The sequence below is a fragment of the Shewanella sp. 8A genome (assembly GCF_023475945.1).
Classification (GTDB): domain Bacteria; phylum Pseudomonadota; class Gammaproteobacteria; order Enterobacterales; family Shewanellaceae; genus Shewanella; species Shewanella xiamenensis.
Genome location: NZ_JAMDJP010000025.1, coordinates 15,812 through 36,887 on the forward strand (window position 1 = coordinate 15,812; position 21,076 = coordinate 36,887).

General features: G+C 45.8%; 22 protein-coding genes and 1 riboswitch. Of the genes, 17 read left to right on the forward strand and 5 right to left on the reverse strand.

The window, feature by feature from the left end:
• Window positions 1-62: 62 nt before the first annotated feature.
• The gene (locus M0413_RS16960; RefSeq protein WP_249555002.1) at window positions 63-1,646 is read right to left on the reverse strand and encodes a glucan biosynthesis protein G; all 1,584 of its coding nucleotides are present in this window, start codon (window positions 1,644-1,646) and stop codon (window positions 63-65) included.
• A gap of 371 nt (window positions 1,647-2,017) precedes the next feature.
• Window positions 2,018-2,728 carry a dipeptidase PepE gene (gene pepE / locus M0413_RS16965; protein WP_037419465.1) on the reverse strand — a complete coding sequence of 237 codons (711 nt, stop codon included), beginning with the start codon at window positions 2,726-2,728 and terminating at the stop codon, window positions 2,018-2,020.
• A gap of 286 nt (window positions 2,729-3,014) precedes the next feature.
• Between pepE and htpX the strand changes: the two genes are divergently transcribed.
• Window positions 3,015-3,878, forward strand: coding sequence for a protease HtpX (gene htpX, locus M0413_RS16970; RefSeq protein WP_037419467.1), 864 nt, complete (start codon window positions 3,015-3,017; stop codon window positions 3,876-3,878).
• 325 nt (window positions 3,879-4,203) lie between these two features.
• Window positions 4,204-4,554, forward strand: coding sequence for a tetraheme c-type cytochrome CctA (cctA, locus tag M0413_RS16975; RefSeq protein ID WP_037419470.1), 351 nt, complete (start codon window positions 4,204-4,206; stop codon window positions 4,552-4,554).
• Between the two features lie 71 nt (window positions 4,555-4,625).
• Here the strand turns inward: cctA and M0413_RS16980 are convergent, their stop codons facing one another.
• The gene (locus M0413_RS16980) at window positions 4,626-5,372 is read right to left on the reverse strand and encodes a cytochrome b/b6 domain-containing protein (protein ID WP_249555004.1); all 747 of its coding nucleotides are present in this window, start codon (window positions 5,370-5,372) and stop codon (window positions 4,626-4,628) included.
• A gap of 296 nt (window positions 5,373-5,668) precedes the next feature.
• Here M0413_RS16980 and M0413_RS16985 point away from each other — a divergent pair, with 296 nt between their 5' ends.
• Window positions 5,669-6,304 carry a LuxR C-terminal-related transcriptional regulator gene (locus M0413_RS16985; protein ID WP_011717426.1) on the forward strand — a complete coding sequence of 212 codons (636 nt, stop codon included), beginning with the start codon at window positions 5,669-5,671 and terminating at the stop codon, window positions 6,302-6,304.
• A 186-nt stretch (window positions 6,305-6,490) separates the two neighbouring features.
• Here the strand turns inward: M0413_RS16985 and M0413_RS16990 are convergent, their stop codons facing one another.
• On the reverse strand, window positions 6,491-8,257 hold the full coding sequence (locus M0413_RS16990) for a M61 family metallopeptidase (RefSeq protein WP_144376468.1): 1,767 nt from the start codon (window positions 8,255-8,257) through the stop codon (window positions 6,491-6,493).
• A 145-nt stretch (window positions 8,258-8,402) separates the two neighbouring features.
• On the opposite strand from M0413_RS16990, the gene hinT reads away from it, so the two are divergent.
• From hinT to tsgA, 6 genes are all read left to right on the forward strand, one after another.
• Window positions 8,403-8,759, forward strand: coding sequence for a purine nucleoside phosphoramidase (hinT, locus tag M0413_RS16995; protein WP_011623075.1), 357 nt, complete (start codon window positions 8,403-8,405; stop codon window positions 8,757-8,759).
• Window positions 8,756-9,283 carry a PaaI family thioesterase gene (locus M0413_RS17000; RefSeq protein WP_249555006.1) on the forward strand — a complete coding sequence of 176 codons (528 nt, stop codon included), beginning with the start codon at window positions 8,756-8,758 and terminating at the stop codon, window positions 9,281-9,283. Before hinT ends, M0413_RS17000 begins: the two co-directional genes overlap by 4 nt.
• Window positions 9,270-9,734, forward strand: a complete 465-nt coding sequence (locus tag M0413_RS17005) for a PaaI family thioesterase (RefSeq protein WP_088585477.1) — start codon at window positions 9,270-9,272, stop codon at window positions 9,732-9,734. The genes M0413_RS17000 and M0413_RS17005 overlap by 14 nt, the downstream gene beginning before the upstream one ends.
• Window positions 9,735-9,847: 113 nt before the next feature.
• Window positions 9,848-10,240 (forward strand): YcfL family putative periplasmic lipoprotein, encoded by a 393-nt coding sequence (locus M0413_RS17010; RefSeq protein WP_099458254.1) that lies wholly within the window; start codon window positions 9,848-9,850, stop codon window positions 10,238-10,240.
• 269 nt (window positions 10,241-10,509) lie between these two features.
• A complete protein-coding gene (gene deoD, locus M0413_RS17015; protein ID WP_037427467.1) occupies window positions 10,510-11,214 on the forward strand; it encodes a purine-nucleoside phosphorylase in 705 nt (234 codons plus the stop codon).
• Window positions 11,215-11,264: 50 nt separating this feature from the next.
• Window positions 11,265-12,419: an MFS transporter TsgA gene (gene tsgA, locus M0413_RS17020; RefSeq protein WP_249555008.1), complete on the forward strand. Its 1,155-nt coding sequence runs from the start codon at window positions 11,265-11,267 to the stop codon at window positions 12,417-12,419.
• Between the two features lie 76 nt (window positions 12,420-12,495).
• On the opposite strand, the gene M0413_RS17025 is transcribed toward tsgA, so the two are convergent.
• Entirely contained in the window at window positions 12,496-13,176 is a 681-nt protein-coding gene (locus tag M0413_RS17025) for a Crp/Fnr family transcriptional regulator (protein WP_188871557.1), read from the reverse strand.
• 223 nt (window positions 13,177-13,399) lie between these two features.
• Window positions 13,400-13,509, forward strand: a riboswitch (TPP riboswitch).
• 53 nt (window positions 13,510-13,562) lie between these two features.
• On the opposite strand from M0413_RS17025, the gene M0413_RS17030 reads away from it, so the two are divergent.
• The 8 genes from M0413_RS17030 (at window position 13,563) to M0413_RS17065 (ending at window position 21,029) form a co-directional block, all read left to right on the forward strand.
• Window positions 13,563-15,764: a TonB-dependent receptor gene (locus tag M0413_RS17030; protein ID WP_203433453.1), complete on the forward strand. Its 2,202-nt coding sequence runs from the start codon at window positions 13,563-13,565 to the stop codon at window positions 15,762-15,764.
• 102 nt (window positions 15,765-15,866) lie between these two features.
• Window positions 15,867-16,127 (forward strand): hypothetical protein, encoded by a 261-nt coding sequence (locus M0413_RS17035; protein ID WP_037427460.1) that lies wholly within the window; start codon window positions 15,867-15,869, stop codon window positions 16,125-16,127.
• 116 nt (window positions 16,128-16,243) lie between these two features.
• Window positions 16,244-16,909 carry a nicotinamide riboside transporter PnuC gene (gene pnuC, locus M0413_RS17040; RefSeq protein WP_037419501.1) on the forward strand — a complete coding sequence of 222 codons (666 nt, stop codon included), beginning with the start codon at window positions 16,244-16,246 and terminating at the stop codon, window positions 16,907-16,909.
• 74 nt (window positions 16,910-16,983) lie between these two features.
• Window positions 16,984-18,123, forward strand: a complete 1,140-nt coding sequence (locus M0413_RS17045) for a phosphotransferase (protein WP_249555010.1) — start codon at window positions 16,984-16,986, stop codon at window positions 18,121-18,123.
• 178 nt (window positions 18,124-18,301) lie between these two features.
• A complete protein-coding gene (locus M0413_RS17050) occupies window positions 18,302-19,174 on the forward strand; it encodes a DUF6279 family lipoprotein (RefSeq protein ID WP_203433457.1) in 873 nt (290 codons plus the stop codon).
• A gap of 51 nt (window positions 19,175-19,225) precedes the next feature.
• Entirely contained in the window at window positions 19,226-19,819 is a 594-nt protein-coding gene (locus M0413_RS17055) for an HvfX family Cu-binding RiPP maturation protein (RefSeq protein WP_188871549.1), read from the forward strand.
• 129 nt (window positions 19,820-19,948) lie between these two features.
• Window positions 19,949-20,497 carry an NAD(P)H nitroreductase gene (locus M0413_RS17060; protein ID WP_144345663.1) on the forward strand — a complete coding sequence of 183 codons (549 nt, stop codon included), beginning with the start codon at window positions 19,949-19,951 and terminating at the stop codon, window positions 20,495-20,497.
• Window positions 20,498-20,531: 34 nt separating this feature from the next.
• Window positions 20,532-21,029 (forward strand): GNAT family N-acetyltransferase, encoded by a 498-nt coding sequence (locus tag M0413_RS17065; protein ID WP_047538930.1) that lies wholly within the window; start codon window positions 20,532-20,534, stop codon window positions 21,027-21,029.
• Window positions 21,030-21,076 lie beyond the last annotated feature (47 nt).

The following is a 21,076-nucleotide window of genomic DNA, read 5'->3' on the forward strand; positions in this document are numbered from 1 at the left end:
CCGGATTTCCGGCGATTTTTATGGTGTTAAGTAAAACGCAAATCGAGTCTTAGTTTATCGGCCTAGGGCCAATCATCACTGTTCCAGCGATATAGCCAAGTAGCGGCGACAGGTTTTTCATCTTTACGCAATTGAATGCGCAATTCTGCCACATTGGTACTTTCAGGCTCAAACGTAATGAAGATCCGAGCACCATTAATTTCAGGGTGAGCTACTATCCGAGATGAGAGGATTTTACCCTTACTGATACTGGCATCAATTGTAATTTTTTCAATATCTTGTGGCTTGATATTGCTGTAGTCGATAAGGAGTTCTTTGCCTTTGACCTGTTTTTGTCCCTTAGAGCTACGAATTACCCGTGCTTTGTTTGTAAAACTTGGGCTGTCATTAGACGCTGTAATGCGGTAGGAATAGCGATAGGGCTCAGCCTGCTTTAATCCCCCCTGAGGTTCCCAATAGGCGACGATATTATCATTGGTTTCGGCGCTTGATGGAATTTCAAGCAGTATTAATTGCCCTTTACCCCAATCGTTTAATGGTTCAATCCATGCAGAAGGACGTTGTTGGTAGTTCGCACCAAGATCTTGATAGTAGTCGAAGTTACGATGGCGTTGGATTAAGCCAAAACCCTTAATATCTTCGTCACCAAAGGCACTGATTTGCAGTTTGTTTGGGTTATTGAGTGGTCGCCATAAACGCTCACCGTTACCTCGATCAATTTGTAATCCTTCAGAGTTATGCACAGCAGGACGATAATCGGGTTTGTCAGGCGTATCTAAACCACCATAAAGAAACATGGAAGTCAGTGGTGCTAGGCCAACGTGGGCGATATCTCGGCGCGGAAAGAGGGTGACATCGACATCAACACGTGTCGGTGCTCCGGGATAAATACCAAAGCGATAGGCACCTGTAACACTCTGACTATCTAGCAATGCGTGTACCACAATCGCGGTTTGATATTTAGAGGGCCGCTCTATCCAAAAACGTTTAAATAAGGGATATTCTTCACCTTTAGGTTGGGCAACATCAATGGCTAACCCGCGGTTTGATAATCCATAGGTTTGGCCCTTGGATAATGCACGAAAATAGCTTGCCCCTTGAAACATAATGAACTCGTCTTTGACTTCATCGTCATTGATGGGGTAATGAAGTCGAACGCCTGCATATTGTCCTACCTGCGTGAGCAATTTCTCAATGGTATCATTGGGCACACTAAAGGAAGATTCTGTTAACTCGATAGGAAAAGCTCGGCTATTTTCAACGACATCAATATCCACCAAATTTTTGTATAAAAAACCGGGCGCAAAAAGTTGCACTGAAAACTTAGTGGGTGTTCCGCCCCAAATCGCAGCGTTTTCTTGATAATTGATCTTGCCATAAGTGGCGTAATCTAAGTCGATCAGTTCCTTCGGAGCCTTTCTAGCTTCTTTGAAGGGTTTTTGAGCCAGTTGCTGTGCTAACTCAACGACGGTGTCATGGGAGAATGCCTTAGCTTTTTTATCATCGCTTGCATTGGCGGCATAGGCGGGGGCTAAACTACTGATGCTCATTATGCCGGCCAGTATAGACCCAAAAAAAAGTGTTAATTTGGTCTTTTTATGACCGTTCATCGGGGTTGAATGGTTCAATGTTGAATGCAGTCGCAAAATGAAAACTCCTCACTTGGATGGACCAAGGGTAAAAAAATACTCCTGTGCCTTGGTCATAACTCCCTAATTTTAAATAACTTAGAAAATTTGTTTCAGAATGTAGCTAGGGGTAAATGCAAAAATTAATCTTGTTTATCAAGGTGTTCGACAACGAAATTAGTGCAGATACTTAAGTGGTGCAAGTTTTTTCTCCTGCGGGAGATATGCCGATCCTTGCATGATGAAAGGATATTGATAGCGTGCAAGGTCAATAATCAGTCTAGTCTTTTGTCGCGTTCAACTCTTAAAGGAGCGGCATTTGCATGTTAAGTGGTTAGCTTAGTGTGAATGTTACCCTATTTACCACGATGAATGCCGCTAACGAGATCTTATTTTAGCAAATGAGATAAATCGCTACCTACGGGAATAGGGAGCTCCTGCTGTTCGCCACAGAATAAATAGGCAGGGTTATCACCCAAAAGTGATAAAGTGTCTCCCTGTCGCCATAGCGCACTGCCTTCAACAATGCCAATGACGGGCGTGATCGGATCGACACGGGTAAATTCGAGTAATCGCTGAGCTCGAGTTTCACCGTTATGTCCTGGTGCACGGTAGTTTGAATAATGTGGATTTACCTGAAAAGGCACTATGTTTAGGGCCGCGAATGATGGCGGTTCAATGATCGGCATATCGTTAGTTGTACGAATGCTTAATCCAGATACATTTGACCCTGCGCTCCAACCAATGTAAGGCTTACCGCTAAGGACTTCATTACGAATAAGCTGCACAAGATCGTACTTATACAACTCATGCAAAAGATGAAAAGTGTTGCCGCCACCAATTAAAATACCGTCGGCATCTTTAATCGCTTGGCGCGGATCAGGGTGTTGATGAATACCACTAATATCGAGTTTAAGCTCACTGAGTCCTGTCACTACAGAGGCTAAGTAGGTATCGTAGCTCATGCTTACCCCTGCATAAGGAATAAAAATCCATTTTTGTGCGTGAGCGGTGAGTGGTTTGATAAAAGGCAGCGCATGGGAAAGATAAGGCGTGTCACCAACACGTGAACTGCTTAGCAGTAGGGCATTAACGGTCATTTTTTTATCCTTAAATCTCAGAATGTGCAGGCATGTTAACAAAGTTTAATTACGATAAACATAGATAAACACACATGAATTTGGCTGTAACACTGACAGCGCCTAGATTTAAGTTTGGCTTAATAGACTGTCCCTAGACTCACGAGCCATGAAAGGCTGTGTCTAAATTGAGAGAAAAATTAGCGATTAGAAAAACTCTTACCTTTACCCCTTGAATTTCGATTAATTGGACATATTATGTCTTTGAACAAAATAAATGGCACCTTTGTGCCGTAAAGGAGCTGATATGAAGCGTATATTTTTATTGATTGCGACTAACCTAGCCGTGTTGCTAGTAGCCTCAATTGTAATGTCTATTCTAGGCGTGAATACGTCTACTATGGGTGGACTCTTAGTGTTCGCTGCGATTTTTGGATTCGGCGGAGCCTTCATCAGCTTAGCGATTTCAAAATGGATGGCGAAAAAGACCATGGGTTGTGAAGTAATCACCACCCCACGTGATAGCACTGAGCGTTGGTTAGTGGAGACGGTTGCCCGCCAAGCCCAGCAAGCTGGGATTAAAATGCCAGAAGTGGCAATTTACCAATCGCCGGAGATGAATGCATTTGCAACTGGCCCAAGTAAGGACAACTCATTAGTTGCCGTAAGTACAGGTCTGTTGTATGGCATGAGTCAAGACGAAGTCGAAGGCGTACTTGCACACGAAGTAAGCCACGTCGCTAACGGCGATATGGTCACTTTGACCTTAATCCAAGGCGTGGTGAACACCTTTGTGATCTTCGCGGCGCGTGTTGTTGCAGGCATCATCAACAACTTCGTCTCGAGCAATGATGAAGAAGGCGAAGGTTTGGGCATGTTTGCTTATATGGCAGTGGTATTTGTTCTTGATATGTTGTTTGGTATTTTGGCCTCAATTATTGTGGCTTACTTCTCACGTATCCGTGAATACCGTGCCGACGAAGGTGCAGCTCGCTTAGCGGGCAAGCATAAGATGATTGCAGCACTTGAGCGTTTACGCCAAGGCCCAGAAAGCTCAGCAATGCCAGCACAAATGTCTGCTTTTGGTATTAACGGCAAGCGTTCAATGGCTGAGTTAATGATGAGCCATCCGCCTCTAGAGAAGCGTATTGCGGCTTTACAAACTCGTTAATTGAGTCCAAACGTTCACCAAAAGGAGACCTAGGGTCTCCTTTTTTATTAGGGCTTTTCTTTTGCTGATGATTAAGCTAGGGAGGCTTTTAGTTGTAATTGGTAGGTTGTGACAATGTAAAACTCTTATATAAGCATGTGGTTACATGATGCAGCGCACATTTTACCCTTGAGTATATTGATAAAGTTACTTTGCATAAGATTGTGTTGCTTATTACTCAATCCTTAGCTAAGTTAAATCGAGTCGTGCTATTTACATTGGTTGCAAGATGGAAGTCACCCCTGACAAGAATTTCCACTGTCAATCACCATTGGAGGATACAATTGTGAGCAAAAAACTATTAAGTGTGCTTTTCGGGGCAAGTCTTGCAGCGCTAGCGCTGTCGCCAACCGCATTTGCCGCGGATCAAAAATTATCTGACTTCCACGCTGAATCTGGTGGTTGTGAAAGCTGTCATAAAGATGGTACGCCATCTGCTGATGGTGCCTATGAGTTTGAACAATGCCAAAGCTGCCATGGTAAGCTTTCTGAAATGGACGCAGTACATAAGCCACACGATGGCAATTTAGTCTGTGCTGACTGCCATGCGCCACACGATATGAACGTAGGTCAAAAACCTACCTGTGAAAGCTGCCACGACGATGGCCGTACTCCGGCATCTATTCTGAAGAAGTAAGTTTGACTTCAGATTGAGCTTGATAAAAACGCCAGCAAATGCTGGCGTTTTTTATGCTCATTGAGTTGACCTCATTCGTCCTTCGGTTGTCCTTGAATAAGCTTTTTGCCTGAAAACATGGCTGAGATAATGCCAGGTTGGCGTTTGACTTCGGTGTAGACTACGGCAAAAACATGCAACATGATCAACAGTATCAATAAATACACTGCATACACATGTACCTCTCCTACAAGACCTTTTATGGGCTTTATCACGTTAGCTTTATCGGTATCGACGCCCGTTGCATCGTAGGGTTGTAGGCTACTCGGATCGACATTGGTGGCCGCAAGGTACTGTTGGACTGCACTTCCCAGGGGTGGATAGTAAATATCGGTACCGGCGCGGATCAGCCCAGTAATCATAATCGTGGCTAATAAGAGCATGATAGCGAGAACGGCGAATTTTCCTTTAGGGTTGTGACCTAGATATTGGGGATTTTTACCCGCGGCAAGTTCTGCTTTATAGGTTTGTAACTCGGCCTTGCTATTGGCATTGGGGAACATATGACTAAAGCGGGCGTATTTGTTGCCCATAAAGCCCCACACTAAGCGGATCAGTAAATTAATCGCAAAGCCATAGCCAATGATGACGTGCAGGGTCTTAAGCCCGATTTTACCGGAGAGTTCGGTTATACCTAAGTCGCTGCGAAACATCATTATACCGCCCACGATAAGCAGGGCGAGTACGAGGATGACATTAATCCAGTGGAACAGACGCGTAGGTCTGTCCCAGACGGGGTAGGATTGTATTTCAATAGGGCTTGGTTGCTGGCTGGACATGGTATTTCCTTATGTTTTGTATTGATTTGATTTTACGCCTTTCTGTTAAAAATAGCGCATTATTTTCAGTTTAAATTAAGCCTTCTGCTTGACAATGATTTGTCCTAAAGTTGTAGAAGTTTTTGATTTGCGTACGGTAAATATTTTTTACGTAAGTCTTTTGAATCTGTTTTATCTAATGCTAATATCGTGTGCACGATAGACTTGGAAGTCTATTGAACGGATGTTGAAGTGGTATTGAGAGATGTTTCTCCTCTCAAAATAAATAATCGTTAACCAGACAGGGAGTGAGCAGGATGTTCAAAATATTACATTGGATTGTAGTGTCAAGATCGCAAGTTCTGATGGAATTGCTTGCAGGCCGCTGGCCTCAGGAGTTTCTGGTGAAGCTGTCGCAAGTCAGTCCAGATGAAATGTGCGATCAAATCAAAGATAACCAAGCCTCTATGGTGGTGATTGACCTTTCCACTGTTGATCTTCAGAAAGCCTATCAATTTCAACGCTTGCTTGCCCGTGAACACCCGAGTGTGCGAGTCGTCTACATTCAATTCCCTAAACAGGTTGATGCCCGTTTTTTAATGCAAGCCTCGACTACGGCAGGGGTGTTTTATCTGGATGCAGGACTGACAGAAATCAGCCTTGGCCTGTCTAACATCCTGCGTGGACACAGAGTGATCCCCATCCAATTGGTGAATGGGGTAAATGATGACTTTGGACTGTTCGAAGATACCGAGCCATTAACCATCCGTGAGCGCGAAGTGTTACAAGCCCTCTTGTCTGGCAGCACTAACCTCGATATCGCGAATCAATTGTTTGTGAGTGAGAGCACCATTAAGACTCACTTGTACCGTGTGTTCCGTAAGATTGGTGTGTCAAGCCGTGGGCAAGCCATTGCATGGGCGCAAACCTACTTACACGATGTGGTGGTGTAACGCGTTGTTGATGGGGCCACTAAGCCAATATTCAATTGAACAACTTAAGAATCAAATAAAAAGGGGCAATCCTCGATACGATTGCCCCTTTTGTGCTTTATGGGTTAAGGACTATTGCATTAAAAACTAATGCATTAAAAATTAGTGCATTAAAAATTAGTGCATTAAAGGCTAATAGATTAAAGATCAACGACCTAACCAAGCCTGCAGTTTGTCTTTATCTGTGATGCTTAAGGCAACCGTATCCTTAGGCGCCTCTGCAATAATCAGTTCTCCCGTCATCAATTCATCTCGTCTAAACCAATGCAGGCTTAAGCGTTGTCCGATTGGGTATTGCTGAAGCTGAGCTTCAAATTGACCTGTCACCTGCAGATTATCCGCCGCAATTAAGATATCTCCGGCACTTAAGCCTGCAAGGTGCGCAGGGCTACCTTGGGCGACAGTGGTCACTTTAAGGCCTATTGGCGCAGCTTGCGTTTTAGCGCCAAAGGCAATCTCATACCCTTTGGCCGTGCCACCGCCAACATCCTGCGCGCCTTGGCTCGCTCTCAGTGTCAATTCAACCCCAAACTCGGCCAGTAGTGGTGCCAGCGGGATATCGTCGGTATTGTCTAAATAGGCGAAGAGATCTTGGCAATCACGCCCCAATAAGCGTTCAACAATCCTTTGATGGCTTTCGTCTGTGGTGCCTCGGTTTTGCAGGGCATATTCCTGCCACAGAATGGTCATTAGATCGTCGAGATTATATTTTCCCTTGGTCTCGCTTCTAAGGGTTAAATCGAGATACAAGGCAAACAGGGCTCCCTTAGTGTAATAGCTGATAATGGCGTTTTGGGCGTTCTCATCCTGCTTGTAGAACTTAGTCCAAGCGTTAAAACTCGAGTCCTTAATGCTTTGTTTAAAGCGGCCTTGACTGCGGTATACCCTTGTAAAGGTTTCGCTCAGCATATCTAAGTAGCTTTGCTCATCGACTAAGCCTGCGCGATAGGTAAGGAAATCATCATAATAGGAGGTGATGCCCTCATAGGCCCACAGCTGCGGCGTATAGGTTTCCGCCTCGAGTTGATAAGGCAAGAAGCATTCCGGCTTGATGCGCTTAACGTTCCAGCTGTGGAAATATTCATGGCTGCAGAGCGATAAATAAGTGCGGTAGTCGTTATTTATCGGCGCATCCATCGACAGCGGTAAATCTTTGCGTGAGCACATGAGTGCTGTCGATGCTCGATGTTCCAAACCACCAAAGCCATTGTCGAGTACTGTTGTCATAAACAGATAACGCTCAAAGGGCGCTGGCGTGCCAAACAGCTTGATTTGATACTCGCAAATCGCCTTTAAATCTTGGCAAAGTCTAGGCATATGGGCGCGGTGGCGACCGTTTAACACGATATCGTGTCTGACGCCGCAGGCTTCAAAGCTGGCGTGGGTGAACAGACCCATTTCTACCGGATGATCGATAAGTTCGTCATAGCTTTGCGCGCAAAACTCACCAAAGGCAAATTCATCACCGCTTTTGCGTGTCATGCTGGTGGCAAGGCGCCATTCATTTAGGCTCGGCTCGGTCGGCGCCGCCATCGTCACTGTGTGTAAGCCTGCCTCAAAGCCATGGGCGGCTAAAAATACACTGCTACCGTTAAAGAAACCGTGGGTCATATCCAGATGCGCGGTGCGTACCGACAGGTCCCAAGCATAAACTTGATAGGTTAAGGTCAGTTGGGTGCTTTGATGTTCGACCGACCAGGTTTGTTTATCAAGCTGAGTGAGGTGGAGCGTCTCACCGTTATCGCCAGTGGCTTTAAGGTCGATAATATTCTTAGCAAAATCCCGCACCATATAACTGCCGGGAAGCCACGCGGGCAGGCTAAAAACTTGCTTAGGATGGGGCTTTTGTACCGTCATGGTAACGGCGAACAAGTGCGCCTTGGGATCGACGGGCATGATGTGATAGTGGATCATAATTTATCCTGTAAAACCGCTGCGTTTTAATGGGCGTCATGCTGCCAAAAATACGCACAACAGGCAAATGAAACGCAAAATATCTGGAGACACAAAGTGTTGAATTGCTAGTATACTATCCCAATTAACCCAAGGAGGACTCCCCATGGCCGAAGAAACCATTTTCAGCAAAATTATCCGCCGCGAAATTCCCGCCGACATTCTGTATCAAGACGAGCTGGTGACTGCTTTTAGAGACATCTCGCCAAAGGCGCCAACCCATATTCTGATTGTGCCGAATCATTTGATCCCAACCGCAAATGATATGAAAGCCTCGGATGAACCCGCACTCGGCCGGATGATGACTGTGGCAGCCAAACTGGCAGCAGAGGCGGGGATTGCCAAAGACGGTTATCGTTTGATCATGAACTGCAATAAACATGGCGGACAGGAAGTGTACCATATCCACATTCATCTCGTCGGCGGAGAGCCACTGGGACCTATGTTGAGCCAAGGTCAATGAAGGTAAATCCTGAGTTTTTTCCGCTGACTCAAATGGCGCAGCGGTTTGTCGATCAGCTCGCCCAGTGCCGTCGCTTAGGGTTAACCGTGCTCGAAGCCAGTGAGCACCATGTACTGATTGAGTTGCCCTACAGCATGGAGTTAATTGGTTATCCCGATACGGGGGTTATCCACGGCGGGGTGATCACCACCCTGATGGATACCGCCTGTGGCAGCGCGGTGGTGAGTGCGATTTTTCAAAAATATCAATCCTTAGAGATTTCGCCCACCCTCGACTTACGCGTCGATTATATGAAGCCCGCGCAGCCCCATAAACCGGTTTATGGCTTTGCCGAGTGCTATAAGTTGTCATCCAATATTGCCTTTACCCGCGCCATCGCCTATCAGGACAGCATTGATGATCCTATCGCCCATGCGGTGGGCTCCTTTATGCGTATCAGCCCAGAAATGGTCGGCGATGCCTTTAGGCAAGCCTTGATGGGAGAAGCCGTGCCGTCTTTAGGAGAGACTGATGAACTCAAATAAGCCGGCCGAGCCGAAAACCCTCGATGTACAGGAAATTGTAAAACGCGCTACCGAGTTGAACGACTTTGGTCATCTGCTCGAACATGTGCCTTATGCTAAGTTTATTGGCATGAAGGTCGAGCGCTTTGGCGATGAGCTGATTTTCAAACTCCCCGCTAAGGACGACAATATCGGTAATCCCATTCTGCCCGCGATTCATGGTGGGGTAATTGCTGGTTTTATGGAAATGTCAGCCATAGTGCAATTAATGGTGTTTATGCAAACGGCAAAAGTGCCAAAAGTGGTCGATTTCTCGATTGATTACCTGCGAGCAGGCCTGCATAAAGACAGTTTTGCCGAATGCCGTATCACCCGTCAGGGGCGACGGGTCGCCAACGTGAATATCAATTGTTGGCAAACCAATCGTAAGCAGCTTATCGCTACCGCAAGGGCGCACTTTTTGATCGATTAATCGCGAGCGCGGGGCATGATGAGCACGTTAAGCATAAGTTCAGCTGGCGTCGCGTAGTGTCATTGCCCATCCGTTGTTCGGCACCTAGGTTTTTGTGAGTGAGGGAAAACAAAATGAAAGCAATTTACAGTGGATTAATCTTGGCAGCAGCACTGACACTCGGCGCCTGCACTAATACGGCGGGCATTTCGGTGAACTCACTGGGAGAAACCCGTGTCGATAGTAAGAGTTTTGCCCGTGATATCAGTGTCGAAGGGGTTGAGGCGCGCCGTGTTGGCGATCTTATCCAAGGTTCGGCGCTGATCGTCAGCAAGTCCTCAAGCGATATGCGAGTGCAATATAAGTTCACTTGGTATGATGCCAGCGGTTTTACCATTGAAGATGAAGCCACCAGTTGGAAATCGGTGAAATTACACGGCAAACAACAGCTACAAGTGTCGGCTGTGGCACCAAATGCCCAAGTGGCGAAATTCGATGTTTATGTGCGCGAGACCCATTCAAACTAGATTGGTGTTTGTTTTAGTAAAGTCTGTGCCGGATTCTCTATATTTAAAAAGACTTACTCTTTTGGGTGTAAGTCTTTTTATTTGTATCAAATACAATGTGTTAAATGAGATTTTGTTATTAAGTTTTATGATGCTAAGTGTAAACGTTGCGATAAATCATCCACTTTTAACAAAAAAGGGGGATTACAACAGAAGATCCGGACTTTAGTCCTAAAAATATTTCGCGGTTGAGCACTACTATCTGCATATTACCACATGAGGATAGATCTATGACGGCTCATATTAATGCGCAACCTACTGATTTTGCAGAAACTGTTATTATGCCGGGCGATCCGCTGCGGGCTAAATATATTGCAGAAACCTATCTTACCGATGCCGTAGAAGTGACTAACGTTCGCAATATGTTGGGTTACACAGGTTATTACCAAGGGCAACGCATTTCGGTGATGGGCCATGGTATGGGTATTTCATCTATGGTGCTCTATGGCCATGAGTTGATTAATTTTTTCGGCGTTAAACGTATTATTCGTATCGGCAGTTTAGGGGCGACCCAACAGCATGTCGAAATGCGCGATGTGATTTTAGCTCAAGCCGCTGGTACGGATTCCCCAACGAATGCTAAACGCAGCAGTGGCTACCAAATGGCGACCTCAGCCACCTTTTCCTTACTGCACAAAGCCTATACCAAAGCCAATGAAAAAGGCATTAGCGTGAAAGTTGGCAACGTATTTAGTGGCGATCTTTACTATGATCCCGACGAAGATATGATCCCGGCACTTGAGCGTTTCGGCGTGTTAGGTATTGATATGGAAGTGGCAGGACTTTATGGCTTGGCACATCAACAGGGAATTGAATCCTTAGCGATTCTGACGGTATCTGACCACTGTTTAACCGGTGAAGAAACCACGGCGCAAGAGCGTCAATTATCCTTTAATAATATGATCGAGCTCGCCTTAGAAACCGCGCTTAATTAGGGTTAACGCTATCCTTTGTACCCTTAGCATTTCACTGATGGAATGACAAAATGAATAATAAAATCACCTTAACCGCAATTAGTTTTCTCGCTAATTTTATAATGGCGGGCTTTGCCACTCAATTTGGGATGCTGATTGAACCCATAGCGGATAAATTTGCAGCAAACGTGAATGACGTTGCTTCAATATTCTCCTTGCTTAATGGCGGCGCACTGGCGGGGACTATTGCCGCTTTTTTCTTTATTGAAAAATTGGGTATCAAGCGAATTACCTTAATTAGTTACAGCCTAGTGGCATTGTGTGCTGTCGCGTTACATCTTACCGCTTCGCTACAAGTGGTGATGATAGCCATGACCTTGATTGGTTTTTGCGGCGGTGTGGGGCTATGTATTGCGGGTACGATAGTGGTATCAGTGTGGCAAGAGAAATTACAAAGCACCATGCTCGTCGTGCAAGATGCCACATTTAATATTGCGGGGGTTATTTTCCCTTTAATCACAACTTACGCACTCACAAGTTCATTGTCTTGGAGTTACAGTTACTTAGCCGTAGGTTTAGTCGCGTTAGGAACCGTGATTATTACTTTGTTCACTAATTTTTCGCTATGTGAGCAATCATCGAATACGGAAGATAAGCAACAATCTGAATGGAATTTCGGCATTATTAGCGGTGGCATTGGGTTATTTTTAGGCATGTTGGCGCTGTATACGTTTTTAACCTGGGCCCCTTTATTTGTTAAGCAAAAATTTGATATTCCATTTGAAGACGCGGGCAATATTATTACTCAATATTGGTCAGCTGCACTGATTGGTGCGTTAATTTCGACGCTGATTGTGACTCGGGTAAAAATCCACCATTTTTTAGTCACAATTATCGGCCTGGCTATGGTCATCACCTTTATGATTGTGACGACCGATAAGCTTAATTGGATCGGTTATTTAACCTATGGTTATGGCTTTGTGTGCGCAGCTCTTTACAACGCATTTATTGCTTATGGTGTGTCTTTTGTTAAAAAGGCGAGCAGTAAAAATGTGTCTTATATTCTGATCAGCGGCAGCACGGGGGCGATGTTTAGTCCCGCCATTAGCTCATTCTTTGAACGTATTATTGGATTGCAAACGGTGATGTATGTTATCCCGCTACTTTATGTTGCGATATTTATCATGCTGATTGTTTCAGGCCGAATGAAACCTGCTGCGGCTTAAAGTCCATTTGCGACGTTAATTGATTTGGCCCACTCTTGCTAATGAATAATCTCGAGAGTGGGCTTTTTTAATTTGGTTATATCGCAGCTTCAACAAATTGTTTAAGGGCATTGAGATCTTTAATCCTTATGCCTTCTTTATTGCGTTCAATCAGGCCACGTTCTTCAAGCAACTGTAGTGCCCGTCGGTAAACTCGATCGGTTGTACCAAATCGCTCCGCTTCTAAATAACGCTTACTAAAGCCATCAACGGGTAAATCATTTAAATATTCGTGGTAAATATCATATGCCACGTTATAGCTGATGGGATACAGCAGGCGCCGGGTAAAAATATCGACGGTGTCTTGGTAGTCAATGGCAATGGCGCTGGCAAAAAATAACGCTAGCTGTGGGTGCTGGCCGAGGGAATATTGTAGTTTTTCGGCGCTAATGACCATGATTTCTAAGGCTTCATTGGCAATAATATCCAATTGGCAGTGATATTGAGTAAAAAACTCCATTTCACCAAAGAGTTGCGAATCACAATCGATAGTCCCCAATTGAAAACATCGACCATTTCTGGCGGTATGGCCAAGCGACACGCGCCCTTGTTTTACCAACACCAGTGACGTCATGGCTTCACCTTGTGTCATTAGATGGGCGCCTTTTTTAAGCATTTTAACTTCGCTGATACAGCTGAGTATCACCGCTTCAATAAGGGGATAGTCTTGCTCCCATCGCTGGCTATAACGTCCTTTGGCTAACGGTTTTAGCTGCATTGAGTATGATCCTCTCATCCTATGTAAAATGGCGGCCTTCTATAACATTATCGTGATAAACGGTCAAATGGGCCAAAGGAGTTGACTGGCGATTTTAGGCATTGGGATTGCGGGCGTTTGGCATAAGATTTTTAACATTGTGTAGAAAGACAAGGTTTTAGTGATATTTAAGGATATCGCCGGCACAAGTGTGTCTACTTTATTATTTTCGTCATGTATACTAAGCGCCGCCAAGGGGTGTTTGCCAACATTCGGCAGACTGAGATGTCATCAGACGAACCCTTAGAACCTGATCCGGCTAATACCGGCGTAGGAATGGGCCAATCAACAGCACACTTCTGAATCGCTTATTCGTTGCCGGATCTCAAACATGTATTTGAGGTCCTATGTCTAACAAAAAGTCTAACAACCAATCTTCAATCTTCACGATATCGTTAACTCGTGCACCATTAGCGCTGGCCGTCTCTGCGGCGTTAAGTGCGTCGGCATGGGCGCAAACCGATGCTATCGACAAACCTGATCCCAATAATAATATGGAAATCATGGTGGTTACGGCGGATTTTCGCAGTGCCAGTTTAGAAAAAATGCCTTCAAGCATTACCGTTATCGATGCCCAGCAAATTCAAGATGAAAGCGCCCAGCACTTTGAAGATGTGATGAACTCCATCGCCAACTTTAACTGGTCAGGTGGTAGTTCTCGCCCCAAGTATTTTCAGATCCGTGGCGTGGGTGAGCAGGAGCAATATCAAGGCGCGCCTAACTCATCCGTTGGTTATATTGTTGATGATATTGATTTATCCGGTATCGGCATGGTGTCGAGCATGTACGATCTGCAGCAGGTTGAAGTGTTACGCGGCCCGCAGGGAACCCGTTATGGCGCCAATGCGTTAGCGGGCTTAATTTACCTTAAGAGTAACGACCCAACCGATGTGTTTGAACATGGCGCCGAGGTTTCTTTAGGTAATGACGATCTACAAACCTTCAGTGGTTTTAGCTCAGGTCCCTTAAGCGATTCCGGCAAATTGCTGTATCGTGTGGCACTGCAGCAACATCAGCAAAACGGTTATCGCGACAATATCTATTTAAATAAAGAAGATACTAATGGCCGCGATGAATTTACTGGTCGCGCGAAATTGCGTTGGTATGCCACCGATGATCTGCAACTCGATTTAACCCTGCTGCATGCCGATTTTGATAACGGTTATGATGTCTGGAGTTTAACCAACGATCCGACAAACACCCTATCTGATCAACCGGGTGTCGATAGCCAGCGCACCACCGGCGCAGGTTTTAAAGCGACATATTCGGGGGCAGAGCAGTTTGAGTTGACCTCGCTGACTTCATTTGCCAATACCGATCACCACTATAGTTACGATGGCGATTGGGCCAATTCTGAGTATTGGGCATCTAAACAATGTGAAGAGGGCGGTAATGTATCGCCTTGTCAGTATGATTACTTTTGGGACAAAACCGGTCAGCGTAAAACCTTATCCCAAGAGTTTCGTTTGAGCTCGACTGACCAAGGCCGTATTTTTGCCGGCTCAACCGACTGGTTACTTGGGGTTTATGCGATGAACCTTAAAGAAGATAACCAACTGTATTCTGAATATAATACTTGGCCTGATGAGGTGTTAGATTCTGAATATGAAGCAACCAATTACGCCGTATTTGGTCAGCTGGATACGGATTTAGGTGCTGACTATGCCTTGTCTATGGGGCTGCGTGTGGAGCGTCGTAATAGTCATTACTCCGACACTAACAATGATAATTTTGACCCGAGCGAAACCATGTGGGGCGGCCATATTGCGCTGAGTAAAGTGCTCAATGAGTCCCACAATGTCTACGCCCGTGTGGCGCGAGGTTACAAGGCGGGCGGTTTCAACATGACTTTGCCAGTCGAACTCAATGATAAAAAAGAGTTTGATACCGAAACCTTATACAACTACGAAATAGGTTTAAAATCCCATTGGTTTGAAGGGCTTATCGATACTAATCTGGCACTGTTCTATATGGATAGACAGGATCAGCAAGTGGCTGCTTCCCAGCAAGATCCTAATAAGCCACAACGGTTTATTCTCTACACTGAAAATGCGGGTAGCTCAAACAACTACGGTGCCGAGCTGGATGCAACTTGGTATGCCACGGATAATCTCCAGTTTTACTCAAGCCTTGGTTGGTTACAGACTGCTTACGGTAATTACCAATATCAAGATAAATACGGTACTGATGTGGATTTAACGGGGCGCGATCTGGCCCATTCACCGCACTTAACCTATAGCCTAGGCGGTACCTATCGTGCGAACTCGGGTTGGTTTGCCAACTTGAATATGAGTGGTAAGAGCGAGTTTTACTACTCAGACAGTAACGATTCGCGCTCCGAGCCATATACTGTTGTGAATGCGCGTTTAGGTTATGAGGCAAGTGCGTGGTCAGCATATTTATGGGGCCGCAACCTATTTGATGAAGAATATGGCGTTCGTGGCTTCTATTTTGGTAATGAGCCTGATAATGGCTGGGCGGAAAAACAATATATCCGCTACGGCGACCCACGCCAAATTGGGGTAACACTGAACGTTAAGTTTATGTAGTGCCCAAGCTAGCCGCGCTGTGGAGAGATACTTGAAGCGCTATGCTATACCGTTTCACGGTGCGGCTATTTTTATAATAAGTATTTGAAATAAGGATTGAAGATGAAACTGACCGCCGAAATTAGCATGTATCCTTTTAATGAAAACTACCTCGATCCAATTAAATGGTTTATTCATCGTTTAGACAGTTATCCCACGATTCAACGTGTTACCAATGCGATGGCGACCCAAGTGTGCGGCGACTATTCGGACGTGATGGCGATGCTGGCCACCGAAATGCAAGCCGCCCATGAGAAGTGGGGCAAAGCCGTGTTTGTGTGTAAGTTTATTGGTGGCGAGCTAAATTTAGCCCACAGTGAGTAATGCCTTTAATGAGCTTGGCCACTGCGCGATATCAGTGGTTAATTTAAGGCTCGCTCACTCCGTTACGGCTCAAGCCTGCAGGTTTTTAGAATGCGATTTATCGTGAGAGTAAGGCAATGACAGATTTATGGTTAACGCTAGTCAATAGTGTTAATGCCGCCCTTGGGGAAGTCCATGTGATGACCGCGTGGGAAGCACTTGCTGTGGTATTAGCCATGGCGTATTTGCTACTGGCTATGAAGGCAAGCGTATGGTGCTGGGCGGCGGCATTTACCAGCACGGCCATTTACACTGTGTTGTTTTGGAAAGTAGCATTGCTGATGGAGTCGATGCTCAATATCTATTATATGGGCATGGCACTTTATGGATATTGGCTCTGGACTCAAGGTGGTGATAAACATCAAGGTGTTAAGGTGACCACTTGGCCGCTGAAAACACATTTAAAGTTGATTGCTGCAACGACGCTAGTCTCCCTTGGTATTGGTCATGGTATGGCGACCTTTACTCAAGCTTCTTTTCCTTATCTCGATGCTGCGACCAGCTGTTTTGCGGTGATGACCACCTATTTAGTCGCCAAAAAAGTGTTGGAGAACTGGCTGTATTGGGTCGTTATCGATCTGGTGTCGATTTACCTCTACTTGAGTAAAGGCCTTATGCTGACCTCATTATTATTTGTGCTTTATGTGGGGTTAGCTGTTGTGGGCTATTTCCTATGGCGCACCGCACTGGCCGAGAGTCGTCTCAATCTTAATGGCGAACGTGCCGCTAAGTTACTTGGTTAAGTGATGACAAATACTGATATGGACCAACTGCCAACACCTAAGATCTTAACTGCAACATCAGTGGTAAGCCGTTAATGCAGCCGTTATCTGCTGAGGTGTTTGCAAGGCTGGTTCCGATATTACGCCAGGCAGGGCTAAGCCATATCACGCATATCCACGAGTTGGCGGGTGGATTAAGTAATCATAACTATCATATTCAAACACCTGCGGCACAATACGTATTACGTCTTAATGCCGATGCCGCCGACCGGTTTTGTTCTCGAGAGCAGGAGTTGTTTTATTGGCGTAATCTGGCTAAGGCAAAGCTTGCGCCTGAGCTGATATGGGCAAGTTGCGATCATCGTTACTATGTAAGTGCATTTATCGAATCACAGGAGATTGCCTGTCGAGTTAACGTTTCTCGGACGCCGGAAATGCTCGGCGACGGGGCTGATTTTTATCACGTGGTTAACTGGAACGACTTGGAATATCAGTGTAGTGCGGCCGAATTCACCCATGGAGAATTGTGGGTGCAAAGGTGGCTGCAAGCGCATGCTGAAAATCTTGAGTGCGCATTATACGAGGTTCCCACGCTTCAGTCTTTCGCCGCAGAGTTCACACCGCTGACATTACTTGAATCCCAGTGCCCAAATTATGCACATGCTCTATTGCAGCAATTATTGCAACAGCTACGCTTGCAATCGGCTGGGCCTTATCACATCAGCGTGACTGAGCAGTGGCAGCAATATCATCAGCAGTTATTAGCCTTTGCTGCAACCGATAAAGGCTGCGCTTGGCAGACGCGGTTGGACTCATTGTTGGGCTTACAACCGCAAATTCATCGTTGGACAAAAGCGTTAGCCGATTGTTTGGTGGCGGCGCAATTTTGCCATCGAGACTTAAATCCGCATAATCTGCTGATAAAGGATAACCGGCTGTATTGTATCGACTTTGAATACGCCACTGCCTCTCATCCTTTATGTGAGCTGGCCGCTGTGCTGGCGACCCACAGATTAACACCAGCGCAGCGGCATATTTTAGTACAGCAATATCTTGCAAAACATCCAGGCCTCACATCCACCGCGATCACGGCGATTCCAGCTGCAATTGAAATGTATTGGGTGTTTGCGCTTTACTGGGCGCTACTGATGGCGGCGCAAACAGATGTAGAGCGTCAGCAGGCGTATCTTGCTTGGTTTGATAGCTTTTGGCAGCTAGTAAGCCAAGACGCTTAAACACATCTTTACGCTACCACACTTAGTCAAAGATGCTTGCACCCATAATCCTCTGTAAAACCACTTAAGCAAAACAGTTAAGGTCAAACACTTCGTGATGTTTACTGCTATGTTATTGGTGCAACTTTTTGTTAACCTGGGTGTCGTAGGATGACAAAGAGAGAAAGGACGCAAATTGATGAAAAAAACCTTGTTGCTGTTGGTATTGGTGTTTGGGGTATCCGCGTGTTCGACTAAGTTTAGTTACCATTTTCTGGATTGGGCTATCGGTTGGGAATTAGATGACTATGTCACTTTAGATAAAACTCAGCAAAAGAGTATGGATCGGCTTATCGAAAAGTTTGTGCGTTGGCATCAATCTGAAGAGCTTGCTCACTATGTGGCGCAGTTAACCGAAGTTGAACATCTCATTCAAACCAATACCTTAACCCCTGCGCTTTGGGCTGAGCATGTCACACTCGCCAAGCGGCATTGGTTTAGGTTATTTGAGTTTGCGCTACCTGACATGTTGCCGATCATCGCATCATTAACGGATTCTCAGGTAAAGCAAATTCTTACCCAGTCTCGAAAAGACGAGCAGGAATTGATTAAGGAATTTGCCGGTAAAACTCCAGAGCAGTTACAACAAGAGGCCGATGAGAATCTTATCGAGCAATTCGATGACTGGCTGGGGAGCGTAACGGATGATCAAAAAGCCCTTATCCATCAATATAATCAACAGCGGCTATCCACCCTAGATATGTGGCTCGACTACCGCCATGAATGGCTGCGCCAATTTGAGGTTGCCCTTGGGCAGCGCAGCGATATTCCGCTGCTGACCGAGCGTTTGACGTTGCTGATGACACAGCCAGACGAGCTTAAATCAGAAAAACACCGCGCTATTTTAAGGCAAAACACCGAGGCCTTTGGGGCGTTATTGCTGGCCATTAATGCTAGTTTGACACCTAAGCAGTCGAAACATTTTTATAAGAAGCTGAACAAGCTTATTCAAGATCTTCGCGAATTAAATCAAGAGGGAATCGAAAAGGCTGTTAAGACTATGAAAGATTAATCCTGGTGACAAGGTCTATTGAACAACGTCATTTTGTTGAAGATATAGCCCATGTCCCTCGTTTCATTTTATCAAAAATCACTCAATGCTAGCCGTCTGTTTGATGGACTCGCACCCTTGGCCCTTAGGCTCTATCTTGCACCTGTACTGATGCAGGCTGGGTATAACAAACTCGCACATTTTGAAGACACCGTCGCTTGGTTTGCGAATCCCGACTGGGGGCTGGGTCTACCAATGCCGACATTAATGGCCGCGCTGGCGGCGGGCACTGAGTTTTTTGGGGCGATTTTGTTATTACTCGGATTAGCCACGCGACTGATTTCTATCCCGCTGATGATCACTATGCTGGTGGCCGCTTTTACCGTGCATTGGCCTAATGGTTGGTTGGCAATTGCCGATGGCAGTTCATGGCTGGCAAATGAGCGGGTGCTCGAAGCGGGTGACAAGCTGGATAAGGCCAAATCCCTGTTGCAGCAATACGGCAATTACGATTGGTTAACCAGTTCAGGTAACTTGGTTGTATTGAATAATGGAATTGAGTTTGCGGTGACCTATTTCATTATGTTGCTGGCACTCTTAAGCCTAGGTGGTGGGCGTTATACCAGTCTTGATTACGTTATCGCTAAGCGTTATGGCGTAAAGTAAGCCGAGCGACGTTGCCTGTAAACGCTTTCAATCCCACTTTTACGTGGGATTTTTTGTACCTCTTTAGCCGCAATTTGCTATGCTTGAGCCAATTTATACGCACCCATTTATAAGAACAGGGATAATCACTTGGACGCTATCGAACTTTTACTCACCCGCCAATCTACTCCAAGATTAACCGCGCCAGCACCCAATGAGCATGAGCTTAAAATCATTTTAGATGCGGCGATTCGAGTGCCGGATCATGGCGCGTTAGCGCCGTGGGAATTTATTATTGCCACGGGGAAGGGTTTAGACACCTTAGCGGATATCTATGTTAATGCCGCCAAAGCCAGCGGCGCAGATGAAGATTTTATCAACAAAGCCAAAGGGATGCCGATGCGTGCGCCCATGGTGATTACGGTTGTAGCGAAAACCCAACAACATCCTAAAGTGCCAGTGCTCGAGCAGCAAATTGCAGCGGGCTGCGCTACGATGGCAATGCAGCAAGCGGCATTCGCCTTAGGATTAGGCGCAGTGTGGCGCACGGGAGATTTTGCCTTCGATGCCAATGTGAATGCAGCGTTAGGTTTAGCGCCAGAGGATCAAATCGTCGGCTTTTTATATGTTGGCACCCCAGCGGTAGCCGCACCGAAAAAACCGCAAAAGGATGGCAGCCAGTACGTCCGTTACCTATAACCTAGTTTATCCCCTCTGAATGGGAGTCCTTAGTATGCAAGTTGCCCAAACCCCAAGATTACTGCTGCGGCAGTTAACGCCCGATGATGCGTCATTTATTTTGGTGCTACTCAACACCCAAGGATTTATCGACAATATTGGCGATAAAGGAGTGCGTAGCTTGCAGGACGCCAAGGATTATATCGCTAATGGGCCTGCTATCAGCTATCGCGAGCATGGTTTTGGGTTATTTGCAGTGGTACTGGCCGAAAATGGTTTTCCGATTGGGATCTGCGGGTTAATTAAAAGACCCACGCTGAAGGATGTGGATTTAGGTTATGCTTTTTTGCCTCAATATTGGGGCAAAGGCTATGCGTTTGAAGCCGCTAGGGCATCACTGGAATTCGGTAAAACCTTAGGGATTGAACGGATTGTCGCGATTGTCAGCCCACATAATCAGGCCTCTAAGTCGCTGTTGAAAAAATTGGGCATGTCGTTTGAAACCGAGTTGCAGCTAACGCCTAATGACCCCCCAGTTGAATTATTTTCCTGATAAATTCGAAGCACTCAAAAAATGAGGCCCCAACATTGGGGGCCTCA

Bases quoted from the DNA above. Each gene is read 5' to 3' on its own strand.
- pnuC (WP_037419501.1), top strand. From the start codon at position 16,244: ATGACAGATTTATGGTTAACGCTAGTCAATAGTGTTAATGCCGCCCTT.
- M0413_RS16985 (WP_011717426.1), top strand. From the start codon at position 5,669: ATGTTCAAAATATTACATTGGATTGTAGTGTCAAGATCGCAAGTTCTG.
- M0413_RS16980 (WP_249555004.1), bottom strand. From the start codon at position 5,372: ATGTCCAGCCAGCAACCAAGCCCTATTGAAATACAATCCTACCCCGTC.
- M0413_RS17025 (WP_188871557.1), bottom strand. From the start codon at position 13,176: ATGCAGCTAAAACCGTTAGCCAAAGGACGTTATAGCCAGCGATGGGAG.
- deoD (WP_037427467.1), top strand. From the start codon at position 10,510: ATGACGGCTCATATTAATGCGCAACCTACTGATTTTGCAGAAACTGTT.
- pepE (WP_037419465.1), bottom strand. From the start codon at position 2,728: ATGACCGTTAATGCCCTACTGCTAAGCAGTTCACGTGTTGGTGACACG.
- tsgA (WP_249555008.1), top strand. From the start codon at position 11,265: ATGAATAATAAAATCACCTTAACCGCAATTAGTTTTCTCGCTAATTTT.
- M0413_RS17050 (WP_203433457.1), top strand. From the start codon at position 18,302: ATGAAAAAAACCTTGTTGCTGTTGGTATTGGTGTTTGGGGTATCCGCG.
- htpX (WP_037419467.1), top strand. From the start codon at position 3,015: ATGAAGCGTATATTTTTATTGATTGCGACTAACCTAGCCGTGTTGCTA.
- M0413_RS16990 (WP_144376468.1), bottom strand. From the start codon at position 8,257: ATGATCCACTATCACATCATGCCCGTCGATCCCAAGGCGCACTTGTTC.
- M0413_RS17000 (WP_249555006.1), top strand. From the start codon at position 8,756: ATGAAGGTAAATCCTGAGTTTTTTCCGCTGACTCAAATGGCGCAGCGG.
- M0413_RS17035 (WP_037427460.1), top strand. From the start codon at position 15,867: ATGAAACTGACCGCCGAAATTAGCATGTATCCTTTTAATGAAAACTAC.
- M0413_RS17045 (WP_249555010.1), top strand. From the start codon at position 16,984: ATGCAGCCGTTATCTGCTGAGGTGTTTGCAAGGCTGGTTCCGATATTA.
- M0413_RS17055 (WP_188871549.1), top strand. From the start codon at position 19,226: ATGTCCCTCGTTTCATTTTATCAAAAATCACTCAATGCTAGCCGTCTG.
- M0413_RS17030 (WP_203433453.1), top strand. From the start codon at position 13,563: ATGTCTAACAAAAAGTCTAACAACCAATCTTCAATCTTCACGATATCG.
- M0413_RS17010 (WP_099458254.1), top strand. From the start codon at position 9,848: ATGAAAGCAATTTACAGTGGATTAATCTTGGCAGCAGCACTGACACTC.
- M0413_RS17065 (WP_047538930.1), top strand. From the start codon at position 20,532: ATGCAAGTTGCCCAAACCCCAAGATTACTGCTGCGGCAGTTAACGCCC.
- hinT (WP_011623075.1), top strand. From the start codon at position 8,403: ATGGCCGAAGAAACCATTTTCAGCAAAATTATCCGCCGCGAAATTCCC.
- M0413_RS17005 (WP_088585477.1), top strand. From the start codon at position 9,270: ATGAACTCAAATAAGCCGGCCGAGCCGAAAACCCTCGATGTACAGGAA.